The 16,825-nt window shown below is 68.7% G+C and carries 9 protein-coding genes and 1 pseudogene; 5 read left to right on the forward strand and 5 right to left on the reverse strand.

From position 1 onward, the window contains the following. The first annotated feature begins 72 nt into the window (after positions 1-72). The gene (locus B0I31_RS42810) at positions 73-6,615 is read left to right on the forward strand and encodes an RHS repeat-associated core domain-containing protein (protein WP_146174076.1); all 6,543 of its coding nucleotides are present in this window, start codon (positions 73-75) and stop codon (positions 6,613-6,615) included. A gap of 73 nt (positions 6,616-6,688) precedes the next feature. On the opposite strand, the gene B0I31_RS35650 is transcribed toward B0I31_RS42810, so the two are convergent. Next, positions 6,689-7,111 carry a helix-turn-helix domain-containing protein gene (locus B0I31_RS35650; RefSeq protein ID WP_146174077.1) on the reverse strand — a complete coding sequence of 141 codons (423 nt, stop codon included), beginning with the start codon at positions 7,109-7,111 and terminating at the stop codon, positions 6,689-6,691. A 564-nt stretch (positions 7,112-7,675) separates the two neighbouring features. Here B0I31_RS35650 and B0I31_RS40185 point away from each other — a divergent pair. The 3 genes from B0I31_RS40185 to B0I31_RS35665 all read left to right on the forward strand — a co-directional run bounded on the left by B0I31_RS40185 (position 7,676) and on the right by B0I31_RS35665 (position 9,285). After that, the gene (locus tag B0I31_RS40185) at positions 7,676-8,251 is read left to right on the forward strand and encodes a hypothetical protein (RefSeq protein ID WP_146174078.1); all 576 of its coding nucleotides are present in this window, start codon (positions 7,676-7,678) and stop codon (positions 8,249-8,251) included. Further along, positions 8,212-8,637, forward strand: coding sequence for an NACHT domain-containing protein (locus B0I31_RS35660; RefSeq protein WP_146174079.1), 426 nt, complete (start codon positions 8,212-8,214; stop codon positions 8,635-8,637). Before B0I31_RS40185 ends, B0I31_RS35660 begins: the two co-directional genes overlap by 40 nt. Before the next feature lie 327 nt (positions 8,638-8,964). Further along, entirely contained in the window at positions 8,965-9,285 is a 321-nt protein-coding gene (locus B0I31_RS35665; RefSeq protein ID WP_106619826.1) for a hypothetical protein, read from the forward strand. 540 nt (positions 9,286-9,825) lie between these two features. On the opposite strand, the gene B0I31_RS35670 is transcribed toward B0I31_RS35665, so the two are convergent. Continuing rightward, entirely contained in the window at positions 9,826-12,594 is a 2,769-nt protein-coding gene (locus B0I31_RS35670) for a SpoIIE family protein phosphatase (RefSeq protein WP_245950675.1), read from the reverse strand. A 777-nt stretch (positions 12,595-13,371) separates the two neighbouring features. On the opposite strand from B0I31_RS35670, the gene B0I31_RS43190 reads away from it, so the two are divergent. Beyond that, positions 13,372-14,319 (forward strand): cold-shock protein, encoded by a 948-nt coding sequence (locus B0I31_RS43190; RefSeq protein WP_106619827.1) that lies wholly within the window; start codon positions 13,372-13,374, stop codon positions 14,317-14,319. A gap of 227 nt (positions 14,320-14,546) precedes the next feature. Here B0I31_RS43190 and B0I31_RS35680 read toward each other — a convergent pair. The 3 genes and pseudogenes from B0I31_RS35680 to B0I31_RS35690 all read right to left on the reverse strand — a co-directional run bounded on the left by B0I31_RS35680 (position 14,547) and on the right by B0I31_RS35690 (position 16,756). Then, positions 14,547-15,387, reverse strand: a pseudogene (locus B0I31_RS35680) (IS5 family transposase). Positions 15,388-15,458: 71 nt separating this feature from the next. Further along, the gene (locus B0I31_RS35685) at positions 15,459-16,397 is read right to left on the reverse strand and encodes a M56 family metallopeptidase (protein ID WP_106619828.1); all 939 of its coding nucleotides are present in this window, start codon (positions 16,395-16,397) and stop codon (positions 15,459-15,461) included. Next, positions 16,394-16,756, reverse strand: a complete 363-nt coding sequence (locus tag B0I31_RS35690) for a BlaI/MecI/CopY family transcriptional regulator (RefSeq protein ID WP_106619829.1) — start codon at positions 16,754-16,756, stop codon at positions 16,394-16,396. Before B0I31_RS35690 ends, B0I31_RS35685 begins: the two co-directional genes overlap by 4 nt. Positions 16,757-16,825 lie beyond the last annotated feature (69 nt).

The following is a 16,825-nucleotide window of genomic DNA, read 5'->3' on the forward strand; positions in this document are numbered from 1 at the left end:
GTCGGCGAAGTGGACTTCGCGGCGACGGGTGGAACTGGCGGGCAGGCGGTGGCACGTGCGCTGGGTCGTCCGGTGCGGGCAGTCGGGACGCCGGTCGCGGTGGGTCTGAAGGACGAAACCGGTGCGCGCCAGGTGAAGTCGGGCAAGGTCCGCGTCCAGGTGCACGAGCGGAAGTCGGACGCGCTGCTGTTCAGCGTGTCGGATGCCGGTGGTGTGCGGGGCAAGCCGTTGGACCTGACGTTCGACTACTCGTCGTTCAAGTCGGCGTTCGGTGGCGACTACGCCGCCAGGCTGCGGCTGGTGACGTTGCCGTCGTGTGCGGTGGCCACGCCGGAAAAGGCGGAATGCCAGGTCGCCACGCCGGTGGAGGGCGCGAAGAACGACACGGCCGCGTCCGTGTTGTCGGCTCCGGTGACGGTGGAGTCGGAGCCGGTGGTGTTCGCAGCGATGGCGGCGGCGTCGGGGCCGGCGGGTAGTTACGCCGCGACGTCGTTGGCTCCGGCGGGGTCGTGGAGCGCGGGTGGTTCGTCGGGTGACTTCACCTACGGCTACCCGATGCGGGTGCCGCCGGCGGTCGGTGGCGCGGCGCCGAAGGTGTCGTTGGGGTACTCGGCGCAGAGCCTGGACGGGCGGACGTCGTCGACGAACAACCAGGCGTCGTGGGCCGGTGACGGCTGGGACCTGGCGCCCGCAGGGTTCATCGAGCGGCAGTACAAGCCGTGTGGCCTGGACCTGGGCGGCAACAACGGTCAGACGAAGACGGGTGACCAGTGCTGGGCCGCGGACAGCGTCTCGATCAGCCTGGTGGGTGTGTCCGGCAAGTTGATCCGGGTCGGCACGACCAACCAGTGGCGCGCCGAGTCGGACGACGGCGCGCGCATCGAGCGCCTGGAGAACGCGGTCAACGGCGACAACAACGGTGAGCACTGGAAAGTCACCACGCCCGATGGCACGCAGTACTTCCTCGGGCTGAACCGACTGCCGGGGTGGACGGCGGGCAAGCCGGAGACGCAGTCGGCGTGGACGATGCCGGTGTACGGCAACCACGCGGGGGAGGAGTGCCACCAGGCGGGATCGTTCGACGCGTCGTGGTGCCAGCAGGCGTACCGGTGGAACCTGGACTACTCGGTCGACCCGCACGGCAACGTCAGCACCTACTACTACAACCGCGAGGTCAACCGGTACGGCCGCAACGCTGATGCGAACAAGGGCACCGAGTACGTGCGCGGTGGGTGGCTGGACCGCGTGGAGTACGGGCTGCGCGTCGACAACGTGTTCGGCCACCCCGGTGCGAAGGTCAACTTCGAGACCGCCGAGCGCTGCCTGCCCGGTGGTGCGGTGACGTGCGACCCGTCGCAGCTCAACAGCTCCACGGCGGCGAACTGGCCGGACGTTCCGGTCGACCAGATCTGCAACGCGGGTGAGCCGTGCACCCACCGGTTGACCCCGTCGTTCTTCACGCGCAAGAAGCTCACCAAGGTCGTCACCCGGGTCTCCAACGGGGGTACAGGGTTCCGCGACGTGGACTCGTGGGCGTTGGAGCACGAGTTCCTCGGCACCGGTGACGGTCTCGCGCCGGCGATGAACCTGAAGTCGGTCAGGCACACCGGTCTGGTCGGTGGCAGCGTGCAGCTGCCGCCGACGGTGTTCGGCCACAAGGCGCTGCCCAACCGGGTCGACACCGCCATCGACAACCGGCCGCCGATCACCCGGCACCGGATCGTGTCGATCACCGGTGAAGCGGGCAGCCACACCCAGGTCGAGTACAGCGACAAGGACTGCGTGGCCGGTTCGCGGTTGCCGACCGCGCCGGAGTCGAACACGTTGCGCTGCTACCCGTCGTGGTGGACGCCGGACGGTGGGTTGACGCCCGAGCTGCACTGGTTCCACAAGTACGTGGTCACCTCCGTCGTGGACGACGACCGCACCGGCGCGTCGAGCCTGGTCAAGACCAACTACTCCTACCTGGGTGATCCGGCCTGGCACTTCGACGAGGCGGAGTTCGCCGAGCCCGAGCGGCGCACGTGGTCGCAGTGGCGCGGGTACGCCACCGTGCGCACCACCAAGGGCGACCCGGCCGGCACGCAGTCGGTCACCGAGGTCGTCTACGGCCGCGGCATGGACGGTGACAAGCTGCCGTCCGGCACCCGTGAGGCGTGGATCACCGACTCGGAGCAGGTGTCGATCCGCGACGTGAAGCGGTTGCGCGGCTACGTCCGCGAGACCCGTCAGTACAACGTCGGGCAGCTGGTGTCGGCGTCGGTCAACGACCCCTACCTGCCCGAGACCGCGACCGCGACGGACGCCGCGGGCAACAAGGCGTACGTGACCGGTGACGCCTCGGTGCGCGGCCGGACGTTGCTGGAGAACGGCACGTGGCGGCGTACCCGCGTGGACAAGACCGACTTCACGCCCGAGGGCGTGGCCGCGCGCACCGAGGACCACGGCGACACCGCGGTGACCGGTGACGAGACCTGCACCCGCACGAAGTTCGCCCGCAACGAGACCGCGTGGCTGCTCACCATGGCGTCGCAGGTGGAGACCGTGGTGGGCACGTGCGAGGTGACCGCGTCCGCGACCACGATCCAGTCCCTGGCCCGCTCCTACTACGACAACCAGGCGCACGACGTGGCCCCCACCCGCGGGTTGATCACCAAAGTCGAGGTGCTGGACAAGTGGGACGCCACGGGGCAGACGTGGGTCACGGCGTCCCGGGCGACCTACGACGCCGTCGGCCGCCCGCTGGACGTGTGGGACGCGCGCGGTGAGAAGACCACCACCGACTACACCCCCGACACCGGGCCACTGACCGAGATCTCCAGCACCAACCCGCTCGGCCACGTCAGCAGGGAGTACCTCGACCCGGCGTGGGGCCTGTCCACCGCGTCCGTGGACGCCAACAGCCGCCGCGCCGACCTGACCTACGACCCACTCGGCCGGCTGACCGCCGCGTGGGTGCCAGGCCGGTCCAAGGCCGCTGGGTTCAGCGCCAACGCGGTGTTCGAGTACCAGTACAACACCGACCGGACCAGCGTCGTCGTCACCAAGCAGCTGCAGGACGACGCCCGGTACCTGACGGCGTACACGCTCTACGACGGACTGCTGCGCGAACGCCAGACCCAGGCCCCTTCCCCCCATTCCCAGGGTGGGCGGCAGATCACCGACACCTTCTACGACTCCCGCGGGCTGCCCTACAAGACCAACGGTGTGCGGTGGGAGAACCAGGCACCCAGCGACGTCCTGGCCGCCAGCTACGACAACCAGGTCCCGGGTCAGACCATCACCGAGTACGACGGCCTGGGCCGACCGACCGCCGCGATCCTGCGCAAGTTCGGTACCGAGCAGTGGCGCACCACCACCTCCTACGGCGGCGACCGCGTCAAAACCACTCCTCCCCAGGGCGGCACCGCCACCACGCTGATCAACGACGCCCAGGGCCGCACGGTCGAGAAGCGCCAGCACACCGCGGGCGTCGACAGCCCCTTCGACGCGACGAAATACGCCTACAACGCCGCGGGCCTGCTCAGCACGCTGACAGACCCCGCGGGCAACCAGTGGCGCTACACCTACGACCTGCGCGGCCGGCTGATCGCCACCGACGACCCGGACACCGGCCGCAGCACCGTCACCTACGACACCGCCGGCCAGGTCCTGACCACCACCGACTCGCACGACCGCACGATCGCCAACGCCTACGACAAGCTCGGCCGGCTCACCGCGAAGCACAAAGACTCCCTCACCGGCCTCAAGTTGGCGTCGTGGGAGTACGACACCCTGGCCGGTGGCGTGGGCCTCCTCGCGTCCTCCACGCGTCACGTGGACGGGAGGGACTACAAGCGCGCCGTCCACGGCTACGACCTGGCGGGCCGTCCGACCGGTGAGCTGGTGACCATCCCGTCCAGCGAAGGCGTGCTCGGCACGACGTATGAGCTGCGGCAGAACTACGAGAACATCACCGGTCTACCGAAGTCGACCGCCTACCGCGCGGTCACCTCCGGCACTCGCGAGATCTACCCGCAGGAAGTGGTGACGGCCCAGTACAACACGGCCAACAGCGCCCTCCAGACGACCAGCTCGAACCTCGGTGTCTACGTCGGTGAGACCGGCTACTCCGGGGTCGGCGAAGTCCTCTGGCTCATCTACGACAACGCGACCCCGAACGCCGCCAAGAACGTCGAGGTGATCAACAGCTACGAGGTCGGCACCGGTCGCCTCGAACGCACGATCGCCAGCCGTGAGACAACCACCAGCAGCCGTCTGGCCGAGCGCACCTACACCTACGACCCGGCCGGCAACGTCACCAAGATCGCCGACACCCCAGTGGGACGGGTGGCGGACACGCAGTGCTTCGCCTACGACCACCTGCGCCGGATGAACGAGGCCTGGACCCCGGCCTCCGGCGACTGCACCGCGACCAGGTCGGCCACGTCTCTGGGCGGCGCGGCACCGTACTGGCACTCGTGGACGTTCGACAAGACCGGCAACCGCCTGACCGAGACCCAGCACACGGCGGCCGGTGACACCAAACGCACCACCGGCTACCCGGACGTGGGTACCGCGCAACCGCACACGGCCACCTCCGTGACCACCGAGGGCCCGAACGGCAAGTCGCTGGACACGTTCGGCTACGACTCCACCGGTCGCACCACGTCCCGCACGATCGGCGGCAACACCCAGAAACTCGAATACGACGCCGAGGGCCGCGTGGCGCGGATCGCCAACGCCGACGGCACCCAGGCTTCGACCTACCTCTACGACGCAGACGGCAACCGCCTGATCAGCCGCGAGCCGTCAGCGACCACGCTGTACGTGTTCGGCCAGGAGATCCGCCTGGAGAAGGGCACCTCCACCCCGTCCTGGACCCGCTGGTACAGCCACGGCGGCCAGACCGTCGCGGTGCGCAACAGCATCACCGGCCTGAAGTGGCTGATCCCCGACCACCAGGGCACCAACCAGCTCAGCGTCGCCAAGGACACCAACCTCACCGTCACCCAACGCCGCCAGACCCCCTACGGCGCCAACCGCGGCACCGCACCACCCTCGTGGCCGGACCGCCTGGGCTTCGTCGGAGGCCGCAACGACGAGTCCGGCCTGACCAGCGTCGGCGCCCGCCTGTACGACTCGTCGCAGGGCCGGTTCCTCTCGGCCGACCCGATCCTGGACAACAACGATCCGCAGCAGCTCAACGGCTACGCTTACGCCAACAACAGCCCGGTCACCTACAGCGACCCGACCGGTCTGATCATCGACTGCGGCCCTGATGGTGTGCTGTGTGGCAGGAACCCGGCCGTGCACGGCGAGGGTGCCAACGACACCTACGAGCGGGAACGGACGACGTTCTACGACCGTCAGCGTGCGTGGCAGCAGTCCAACAGCGGCAACGACGCGGCGCTGAAGAACCGGTTGGCCACCGAGGGCATCTCCTGGGAGGACTACCAGCGGGCGTTGGCCGATGTCCACAAGACGAAGTGGGATGTGATCAAGGAGGTCGCCTGGGAGGTTTTGAAGGAGATCTCCGGGTGGAACGACATCGTCGACTGTTTCACCAAGGGCGACATCTGGGGCTGTGCCGGTCTGGTCGCGGGCCTGGTTCCGTGGGGCAAGGCCGCGAAGGTCCTGGAAGCCGGCTACAACGCCCTCAAGGCGGTCGGTCGCCTCGCCGGCATCGTCGACAAGGCCAAGGGCGTCCTGCGCCGGGTCCAGACCATCACCGACGACATCACCCGCGCCGCCACCGAGAAGTTCCAGAAGCTGCTGGCCAACGGCAGCACCAGTTGCGCCAAGCACAGCTTCGTCGCCACCACTCTGGTCCTGATGGCCGACGGCTCCACCAAACCGATCTCCGAAGTCGAGATCGGCGACAAGGTCAAAGCCACCGACCCCACCACCGGCGAAACCACCGACCGCGCCGTCGTCGCCACCATCGTCCACACCGACGAAGACGACATGACCCGCCTCACCGTCACCAACACGGACGGCCCTACAGGCACCGTCGACGCCACTTCCTGGCACCCCGTCTGGGTCGACGCCGAAAACCGATTCGTCAACATCGGCGACCTGGAATCTGGCCAACTCCTTACGTCGGCCGAAGGCGCCTCGCCAAGGGTCATTGACATCGACCGCTATATCAAAGTTGAGCCGGTTCACGACTTGACTGTTGAAGGTGTGCACACCTATTACGTGGGCATTGGTAACTCGTCGGTTCTCGTGCATAACTGTGGCGATAAACTATGGCATGCAGGGGCGGAGGGTGCTGATGACAGCCCGCAGGACTGGGTGCCTATGAATAGCTGGACGCGGGAGGGTAGGGATCTTCAAGAGGGCGGCTACCACTACGTGGTTATGCCCGATCAGTCGGTACGGTCATTTCATGATGAAAGCATGTGGGCGAGAGCGCCTGGCGCGGGGCATACGAGCCTATCTCGGCAAAGCCCGGTGCTTGCGGCTGGGACATTCGACGTTGGCTCCGGTGGGATCATTACGCGATTCGACAACTTCTCGGGTCATTATCGGCCGGGTGCTGAAGTTGAGGGTGTGGCGCGTGCGGCCATGGAACGAAGTGGGTTTGGTTTGGGGAGTGCTCGATGGGACCCGTTCTCTTTGGGTAGAGGTTGATCGCTGAGTGAGTTCGTACTCCGGCTTGCCGCACCTCATGTGGGTGCGGCAAGCCAGCAAGTTTGGGCGATGTCTACTCCTGGTCCCGAAGGGCCTGGTCCTTGAGGTCTTGAGCCCGCTCGACCAGTTGTTGTACATGTTCAGGGTGCAGGGAGCTGGACAGGGCGATCAGACGGCCTATTTCCTGTGCTGCCGCGTATGCCTGTCGGTGGGTTGCCTCCGATTCCCCAGGCACGTCGGCAATCACCATCAGGTCGGAGACTTGCATCTGCAATACCGGTGCGATGCTGTGTAGAATCTTAAGGTTCGGAGCTAGGCTTCCGTTCAGTAGCTGATTGACCGTCGATTCGGCCAGTGCGGCCGAGCGGCTAATTGTCCTGGGTGATAGGTTGCGGTTCTGCATGAGTCCTTGCAGTATCTTGCCAAACGCTGAATTCATTTCTCCATTATAGGGCTTCGTTCCTGCCGCCGCCCGGCATTCGGAGCTATCCTTCACTCTGGCGAACCATCACCTCGTCAGCCCCCTCGACGCCCCATACTGGACCCTGCCCGGAAACGGGTAGACCCTGCGGGCGAGGTAGCGCTCGAGACAGCGCATGTGACCGGTGCGTTGGAGTCTCCCGAAGGCGCGCAGGTCTTGCGGCGGGTTATCGCCTTGCACTTGGAGGCGTACAGCCGCGAGAAGCCGGCCGGCACGGAGGGCGTCGTCCCGAAGCGGATCGGTGACAAGATCAAAGCTTCACTCGTCGCGTTGATCAGTGCGAAGGTCCATGCTCGTCACCGAGGCCCGTAGCGGCGACAGGTACGACCGGAGGATGTGCGGTCGGATAAGCTCGACCGGTACGTCGTCGGGCTGTACGAGCTCTTGGTGGAGCGGGGACGAACCTGAGCCGAGGCGTTGGTGAGCGCGCTGCGTGAGCTCGAGCAGGGTCTCGAGTGGGCGTTCCGGACGCTGGTCCGCGACCAACTGGCCGAGATCGAGCACTACCTGGAAGTGCTGGCTTAGGCCGTAGCCTCCGGTGCCGAGACGTTCGAGGAGTGGCAGCGCGCGTACCGAGTGGTGTTCGAGGCGCAGCATTCGACGATCCAACTTCCGCAGTTCGAACGGCGGCTTGTGCCCTACGAGGCCCTGTTCGAGCAGGGGGAGTTCCGCCCCTGGGGAACCAGTGTCCGCAACCTCGTCCCTGAAGGGCGGGTGTCGTTCGAGGACTTCGCGGCACGCACCGGCAAGACCGTCATCCTCGGCGACCCCGGCGCGGGCAAGTCGACCACGTCCACACTGCTGGCCCGGCAGGCGTTCGACCGCGGCCGAGTGCCCTTCGTCAGCCGGCTGAAGAACGTCGACGTGACCGCGACGGGTTCAACCTCGAGGATGCGTCGAAGCGGTACTGCGCGCCCGATACCAATGCCCCGCACCCCGGGCGCCGTACGCAGGCTGCTGGTCGAGGGGCAGGCGTTCCTGGTCTTCGACGACCTGGACGAGACGAACTCGTCGACACGATCGCCCGAGAAACGACCGCGCAGACCATCGACGCGGTCGCCGCGCTGTACCCGTTCAGCCACATCATGGTCACCTCCCGGCGGGTCGGCTACTCGATGGCTCGCCTGGACACCGAACTGTTCGACGAGTTCCTGATCGGCACTTTCGACCAGGGCCAGGTGCGGGAGTACGCGCGCCGGTGGTGCACCGTGGTGTGTGAACCGGACGACCCACCGGTCGAGAGCACGGCACGGGGGTTCCTGGAGTCCGGGCGGCCCATCGCAGACCTGCGCGTGAACCCGTTGATGTTCGCGTTCATCTGCATCCTGTACCAGGGGCGGGGAACCATCCCGCACAAGCGCCCGAAGATCTTCCGGCAGTGCGTGGAATTGTTCCTGCACCGATGGGACGGCAAGCGCGGCATCGGCAGTCCGCCAGCCAACCTCGACCTGGTCGAATTGGCGCTGAGTTACGTCGCCCACGCCCTGCTGACCAACCGGCAGTACCGCGACGGCGTCACCGAGGACCAGTTTTCGACCTGATGGTCGACCCCTGTCGGAGGAGGGCGTCCCCGACCGCCGGGGGCGCCCGGCGCGTGGTGCGCGAACTGCTGGACCTGTGCAGAGGGCGAGCGTGGATCGTCACCGACGTCGGCGATGACCGGCACGGCGACGCCTCAGGAATGCCCGCGCTGGCGCCGCCCACGTTTACGCAGGAGGGCTTCCCGCTGCGCCGGTCGAACTTCCGACAGCGCTTCTGGCGACCCGTGTGGGACGGCGTCAAGGCGGACGACCCGTGTCCGATGGTCACATTCCGGCGATCCTGCCTTGGTTCACGTTCTACGAAGGCGTCACAGCCACGCCACGTGGATGGCCGAGGACGGCATCCCGGAGGTGGCACGCCGGGCGAGGCTCGGGCACCGGATGAAGGGCATCGCGCGCGTCTACGACCATGTGACGAGCGTCATGCACGCGCAGTTGATCCATGCGCTGGAGGTCCGGTGGGCGACCTCGCTGCTCACCCTCCGACCCGACGAGTTGGCCACAATCATCGGATGGTTCCCGCACCTGGGTGCCGTGGTGGCGGAGTTGAGGTCGAGCGGAGTTTCGACGGTCGGCTCCGGATTCGCTCCATTGATCTTGCCTGGCATGCAAGAAGCCCGGCCTCAAGATCGAGAACCGGGCTTCTGACCTGCGTTTATCTATGGTGGACGATACTGGGATTGAACCAGTGACCCCTACTGTGTCAACGTACATCGATATCTGCTCTGACCTGCGGAAACAAGCCTTCAGCAGGCTGTGTGGGTGCAGTTGACCGTGGTTGGGAGCCGTTGGCTGCGGTTGGACGCAGCCAACGGCTCCCAATCTGCTCCCACCGCGCTGCTCCCAGGCGGCTGGTCCTACGTGGAGTGTCGGCGACTGTTCGTGCCGCAGAGCGGTCGTTATGGTGTAGCGGTGTGGTTGAGCGGCAATGTCAGAGGTGCAAGCAACCGGGCGCTGGATTGTCCGGCAGTTCGGCGGTGATCGAAGGCGAATCCCGCTGATCATCTACGACATCACGGGCTGCTCCCGCCCGCCGCGTGGTCATCGAGTGGATCGTTGAGGACTCGGTGGAGGAGGCGGCTCCCGATCGAGGGCTTGGTCCCGGCTTGTCGGCTCCGAGTCGGTCGAGCGGCAGGCTGCCGAGTGGGCCGACCGCCTCGGCGCCCTGCCTCGGCACGTGCGCCGGGGCTAACCGGCCTGCGCCTGCTCGGAGGCCCGGATCCGGACGGCCAGGGCGTCGGTGGTGAGGCCGTGCAGGCCGGACAGCGACAGCACCCGCGCGGGAGGAGTTCCCTCGACGGCGTACACGGTCAAGGTCCGGCGGGCACGGGCCGCGGCCGCGGCCGCTTCAAGCAGCAGCGCGATGCCCGAACTGCTGAGGTAGCCGACTCGGGCCAGGTCGATCTCGATTGGTCGTCGGTCAGCCGAATCGATCCGGGCGGTCAGGACCGTGCGCAGGTAGTCCACCGTCGTGACGTCCACAGCGCCGGTAAGCCGGAAGACCTGGACCGGGGTGTCGTCAGCGGACTCGGTGACGCCCGCGTGCCCGCGGCTCGGTTCCGCCACCGGCACTGCGGAATCCCGTGCGCGCGAGGGCTTGGCGGTGAGGTCGAACCTGACGGTGGTGCCGTCCCCGGTGTGGTCGAACACCGCTCCGTCCCCGATCGCGCGGATGATCTGCAGGCCGCGGCCGCGGTAGCCCTTGTCCTCGGGTTCGGGTCGCCAGCGGCCGTAGTCGCGGACCGTGACGCGCACACCGGCGGCGGTGGTGGCGACGTTGTAGGTGAAGTCGCCGGGCGCGCCGTGCGGGTACGCGTGGTCCACGGCGTTCGCCGCCGCCTCGCCCAGGGCCAGTTGCAGGTCGTCCAGCAGGTCCGCGGACAGGCCGGCGGTGGCCGCCCATGCCGTGACGTTGCGGCGCATCACCGACAGCTCGGCGGGACGCGCGGGCACGGTGTCGCGCAGCGGCGGGGGCAGGTGACGGGCGACGACCAGCGCCACGTCGTCGTCCTGACCGTCGGCCAGCAGCGAGGAGGTGATGGCGTCGCTGAGTGCCTGGGGCGGCAGGTCGTGCGCGTCGCGGACGGTGTCGAGCAGCCGTTGCAGGCCCTGGTCGACCACCGTGTTCCGGTGCTCGACCAGCCCGTCGGTGTAGAGCACCACGGAGGCGCCCGGTGGCAGGTCGGTGGTCCGGTCGAGGTACGGCGCGCGGCCCGGTGTGCCCAGCACCGCTCCGGCGTCGCCCGGCAGCAGGCTGGGCCGGCCGGACGCGTCGAGCACCAGCGGGGGAGGGTGCCCGGCGACGGCCCAGCACAGCTCGCCGGTGCTCCAGTCGAACGTGAGGCAGGCGCAGGTGCTGCCCACCGCGCCGTTGACCCGGGCGGTGAAGGCGTCGAGCCGTTCCAGCGCGGCGGCGGGGGAGTGGCCGTCGAGCAGGTAGCCCGCCAAGGCGCTGCGGAGCTGCCCCATCACCGCGGCGGCGCTCGGGCCCTTGCCGACGACGTCGCCCACCGCGAAGGCGACCGTGGTGCCTCCCAGCGGCAGCACCTCGTACCAGTCGCCGCCGATCCGGGAATAGCCCGAGCCGGGCAGGTAGCGGGCGGAAGTCGCCAGCCTGTCCAGCGCGGGCAGTTCGCGCGGCAGCAGGCTGCGCTGCAACGCCTCGGCGATCTCGTGCTCGCGCTGCAGGAGCCGCTCGCGTTCGGCCTCGGCGCGTTGTCGCTCGGTGACGTCCCGCCCGATGGCCTGCACGCCGGTCGGCGTGGCCTGGATGCTCAGCTCGACCTCGACCTCGCTGCCGTCGGCCCGGCGCAGGCCCCACACCTCGGTGACCACCCGGGCGGCGGACAGGTCGGCGGTGAGGCGGGTCAGCCGGTCCAGTGCGTCGGGCACGACCACGTCGCCGACCGGACGACCGACCAGGTGGTCGCGGTCGTGCCCGAGCAGCGCGCAGGCGGCCTGGTTGACCTCGACGAACCGCAGGTCGTGGTCCAGCACCCAGATGGCCTCGGTGGCCCGCTCCACCAGCAGCCGGTGGCGTTGCTCGCTGTCGCGCAGCGCCCTGTCGGCGTGCGCGCGTTGCAGCGACTCCCAGCACCGGTTGACCACCACCGACACCACCTCGACCTCCTCGGGCGTCCAGCGCCGGGCGGTCGCCTGGTGCACGGCCATGGCGGCGACGAACCGCCCGCCGCGCAGCAGCGGCAGACAGATCACCGCGCGGATGCCGGTGAGCCGGTAGGCGGACAGGTCATCCGGACCGAGCCGGAGGTCGTCCTCGCTGTCCACCACCACCCACGGCTCGCCCGCGCGCATGGCCCGCAACGCGCCCTCGCCGAACTCGGCCATGGCGAACCGGCCTGGCAGCGGTGGCAGCCCGGTGGCGTAGTCGCCGCTCATCACGAAGTGGTTTTCGTCGGCCTCGGCGCGCGCATAGGCGCACCGGTCGACTCGCAGGTGCTCGCCCAGCATGCGGGTGGCCAGCGCCATCAGCTGCTCAGCGTCGTCCAGGCGCTGCAGCTCGCTGTCGAGAACGGCGAGGAACCGCTGCCGCTCGTGTTCCGCGTGGCGCGCGGTGACGTCGTTCAACGCCCCGCGCACGGTTCTCGCGGTGCCGTCGGCGTCCCGCACGACGTGCAGCTTCTCCTTCAACCGCAGCACGTCACCCTGGGCGGTGACCACGCGGTACTCCACCTCGAACACGTCCAGGCCCGGCTCGTCGCGCCACCGTCGCGCGGTGGCCTCGGCACGGTCGTCGGGATGGATCAGCGAGCCGAGGAAGTCCGCCTCGTCCAGCCAGCGGCCCACCGGGTGGCCCAGCAGCCGCTCGGCGTGGGCGGACACGAACGTGCAGCGGCGGGTCCGCGCGTCGGCCTGCCAGAGCACCACGGCAAGCCCGTCCACCAGTGCGCGCAGGTCGGTGGCCTCATAAGGCACAGCCTCGGATGCCGAATCCACGTGCGTCAACCATCCCGTCGCTCGAACCGGACGCCGGCGGCCCAGACCGGAACCGGTGCGACCACGCGAACGACCGAGCGGAAGAGTACCCACGCGGCAGCCGATCATGCCGACCCGCCGCGACCGCGGCGCGGGACCGCCGTCGCGGGTGGTCACCCCGGTCCGGTCGGCCTCGACTCCGCACGGCTCAGCGAAGTCCTCAGGGCGCGGAGCCGAGAGTGGTGATGGGCCTCGCCCTGTTTCCCGGCCCGAGCGGGCCTCGGGCACTGTCGCTCTCTTGCAACCGGCGACGATCATGATCGGAAGGGTCCGACGGCGGTTCGCCGTGAGGTGACCACACTTGGCGTCGCTACTTCCGTATGTGGTCGTTTGCGTTCGAGGTTTGTCGCAGGTGCGGTTCGGTCCTGTTACCTGCGGTTTCGTGTCGTTGGGTGCAGTTGGAGGCGTCTCCGGGGACTCCTACTGTGTCAACGTACATCGCCATCTGCTCTGACCTGCGGAAACGAGCCTTCAACAGGCCACGTGGGTGCAGTTGACCGTGGTTGGGAGCCGTTGGATGCGGTTGGACGCGTTCTGCGGCTCCCAATCTGCTCCCACAGCGCTGCTCCCAGGTGGTTGGTCGTGCGTAGACCTGGTCTCAAAACTCGGCGTGTCGCTAGGTGAACCAACGGCCCGCCCCTGGCCCCGCACCGCCCGCCCATGGGCCCGGCCCGACGGACCGGAAGTCCGTCAGAGAGACTGGGGGCCAGTGCCCGCCCTCTCGACCTGGAGCCTTTGATGCCGCAAGGGACCGTCCGTTGGTTCGACGCCGAACGTGGTTTCGGCTTCCTCGCGCCCGAGGACGGCTCGCCGGACGTGTTCGTGCACGCCTCCGAGATCGTCGAGGACGGCGGCGCGAAAGTGCTCCGCGAGGGTCAGGCCGTCGTGTTCGAGGTCGGTAAGAACGACCGCGGGCCCCAGGCGCTGCGCGTTCGCGTCACCGCCGACGCGGCCACCGGCAGCGCCGTGGGCCTGCTCGGCACCGTCAACTGGTACGAGCCGGGCAAGGGGTACGGCTTCGCGTCGCCGGACGGCGGCGGCGCCGACATCTTCGTGCACAGCTCCGCCATCGTGACCGGCGGCGTGGTCACCGAGGGGCAGCGGGTGGCATTCCTGGTCGTCGAAGGCGAGCGCGGCCCGCAGGCCGGGCACGTGATCCCGCTGGGAGCAGGGGCCGGCTCACCCGCTGCGGCTGGTATCTCGGACGGTGCCGACGGCACGGTGGCCTGGTACGACGAGGACAAGGGCTTCGGCTTCATCAACCCCGACTCCGGCGCCGGGGACATCTTCGTTCACGCCCAGGCCCTGGCCGAGGGGCTGACGTGGCTCGCGGAGGGCGACCGCGTCGCCTACGAGGTGGCTAGTGGAGACAAGGGCCCGCAGGCCCGCGACGTGCACCTGGTCCGGAGCGCCGACCCCCAGACGGCGCCGCAGCGGTCGGCACCTGCCGCGGCCGCAGGGCCGGCCGCGCGGGACGTGCCCGTACGAGGCGGCGAGGGCGTCGTCGCGCGCTACGACGGCGACCGCGGCTTCGGCTTCATCACCCCGGACGCAGGCGGCGACGATCTCTTCGCCCACGTGTCCGTGATCATGGGGTCGGAGCCGCTGCAGAAGGGTGACCGGGTCCGGTACGCGGTGCGTCAGAGCGACCGGGGCCCGCAGGCCGACCGCATCGAACGCCTCTGAAGAGGCGGCCCCACCGATGGCTGATCGCTTCCCGACGAGAGTGCTCGTTCATCCCCGTCGATGGTGCCGTCAGCAACGCGGCTGCAGCCTCCTCCAGGAGATCGATCTCCCTCGTGGTGACGGGGGCCCCGTGCCGACCCGAGGACCTGCTCCGCGCTCAGAAGCTCACCAGTCACCCCACAACGACACGGAGCCACCGATGTATCCCCAACGAGTGAATGGATGCGTTAGACCTGGTCGCAGAGCTCGATCTTCATGAGCCGGCGGACGTTGATCACGGTGCAGGCCAGCGTGAGCAGCGCCGGCGTGGTGCGTTCGGTCCGGTCGTAGCGCAGCCCGAGGCGTTTGAACCGCAGCAGCCAGGAGATGGTGCGTTCGACGACCCAGCGGACCCGGCCGAGGCGGGACTTGCCCTCAATCCCGCGCCGGGCGATACGGACCTTGATACCGCGGCGGGTCAGGTAGCGGCGGCAGCGGCGGTAGTCGTAGCCCTTGTCGGCGTGCAACTTGTCCGGTCGGCATCGTGGCCGGCCCGCCCGGCCGTGGTGGCCACGCACGGTCGGGTTCGTGTCCAGCAGCGGCTCGAACAGCATGCTGTCGTGGGTGTTTGCCGCCGACAACATGATGTGCAGCGGTAGCCCGTTCGCGTCGCACAGAACGTGGTACTCGGAGCCGGCTTTACCCCGGTCAATGGGGCTGCGGCCGGTCAGCTCGCCCCCCTTTTCGACCGCACCGACACCGCGTCGATGCAGCCTCTGGTCCAGTCGAGCTCGTCGATGTTGGACAGCTCGTCGAGCACGAGCTGGTGCAGCCGGTCCCACACACCGGCGTCCTGCCACTCACGTAACCGCCGCCACGCCTGTGCCCGGAACCGCATCCGAGCTGCTCGGGTAGGTCTCGCCAGCGGCAGCCGGTGTCGAGCACGAACAAGATCCCCTCTAGCGCGGCACGGTCATCGATCCGGGGCCGCCCACCCGGACCGCGCGGCGCTGGTCGGGACGGGATCAGGGGTTCGATCAGCTCCCAGAGCCGGTCTTCGACCCGCCGCTGCTGCGTCGTCTTCGCCATGACTGCCCACGATCGACGACCAGGACCGGCAGGTTACGCAGTGACACACCCTTAAGTTTTGAGACCAGGTCTTAGTGACAGGCGACCAGGATCACGGCCAGCAGCCCGGCGAACGCGGTGATGACCGGAACCGTCAGGGCGGTCACGCAAGCTGTCCCGTACGCCAGCAGGCTGCGTGCCGAGTCCGGACGTCGATGGGTATGGGCCAGGAGTGCCAGCCTCACCTCGACCGAATCCCTTCCCATCGCGAGCGCGGAGCCGGGTGCGCGGTGGCCCGACACCCCGAGCAGGGCGGTCCGGACCGTCTCGACGCCGCAGGCGCGCACCGCGGCGGCGTCCGCGGCGACCTCCACCAACTCCCGCACGACACCGGGGGTCCGTCGGAACAGGGGGAGGAACGGCAGCAGGGTCGACAACGCGTCACCCGCGGCGACGAGGAGGTGGTGCCTGCCGTCGAGGTGGGCACGTTCATGGGCGAGCACCGCGTGCACCTGCTCGTCGGTCAGTCGCCGGTTGAGGCCTTCGGTGGCGACGACGACGCCCGGCGTGCCGGCCAGGCTGAAGGCCAGCGGTTCGTCGTGGTCGAGCCAGAGCGTCGAAGGCGAACCGGGTTCGCGGCGGGCCGCGACCCGGAGCGCGGCGAGGTGGTCGCGACGCCTGCGCGCCCGATGCCGTGCGCCCTTGACGCTCAGGACCGCGAGCCGGATCAGGAGTCCGGTCAGCAGCACCAGGCCGATGACGCCACCGGTGGCCTCGACGCGCGGGGCCATCCCGTGTTCGAGCGATGACCAGCACTCGTGCGCGAGTGCCAGTGCGTCGGTGCCGTGGTCCGGCAGGAGGAGCAGGGTCACGGCCAGTGCGGAGGTGGTGACGACGCTCACCGCGGACGCCAGCCACGCCAGCAACGGGACGAGTGGGTCGGCGCCGCGCGTGACCAGGCGCAACAGCTGACGGGGCGCGAGCACCCCCATCAGACCTGCCGTCACCAGCAGTGCGACGGCCACGGTCATGTCTTGCGCGATCTCTTCGGCAGGGCTTTGCGCAACAGTTCCGTCTCGTGCTCCGAGGCCGAGCGCGCGAAGTGCAACAGCACGCCGTCCGGGTCGCCGGAGGCGTTCACCAGCTCGCGCACCGCGTTGGCCGCGGCTTCGGCGCGGCTGGTCGTCGCTTCGTAGTGGTAGGCCTTGCCCACCAGCTCGCGCTGGGCCCAGCCCTTGCGGTGCAGGTTGTCCAGCACGGTCAGCACCGTGGTGTACGCGAGTTGCCTGCCGGTGTCGAGTCGGTCGAGGACGTCGCGCACCTTCACCGGCCCCGGCGCGCGCCACAGCACGTCCATCACCGCTGCTTCCAACTCACCGAGCCCGTGCATCCCGCCCCCTTCGACCACGACATGTTACGCGGTCGAGGAGGGCCGTCGAAGGTGCAGCTGCTACTAGGG

It is taken from the genome of Saccharothrix carnea, from assembly GCF_003014735.1.
Lineage (GTDB): Bacteria > Actinomycetota > Actinomycetes > Mycobacteriales > Pseudonocardiaceae > Actinosynnema > Actinosynnema carneum.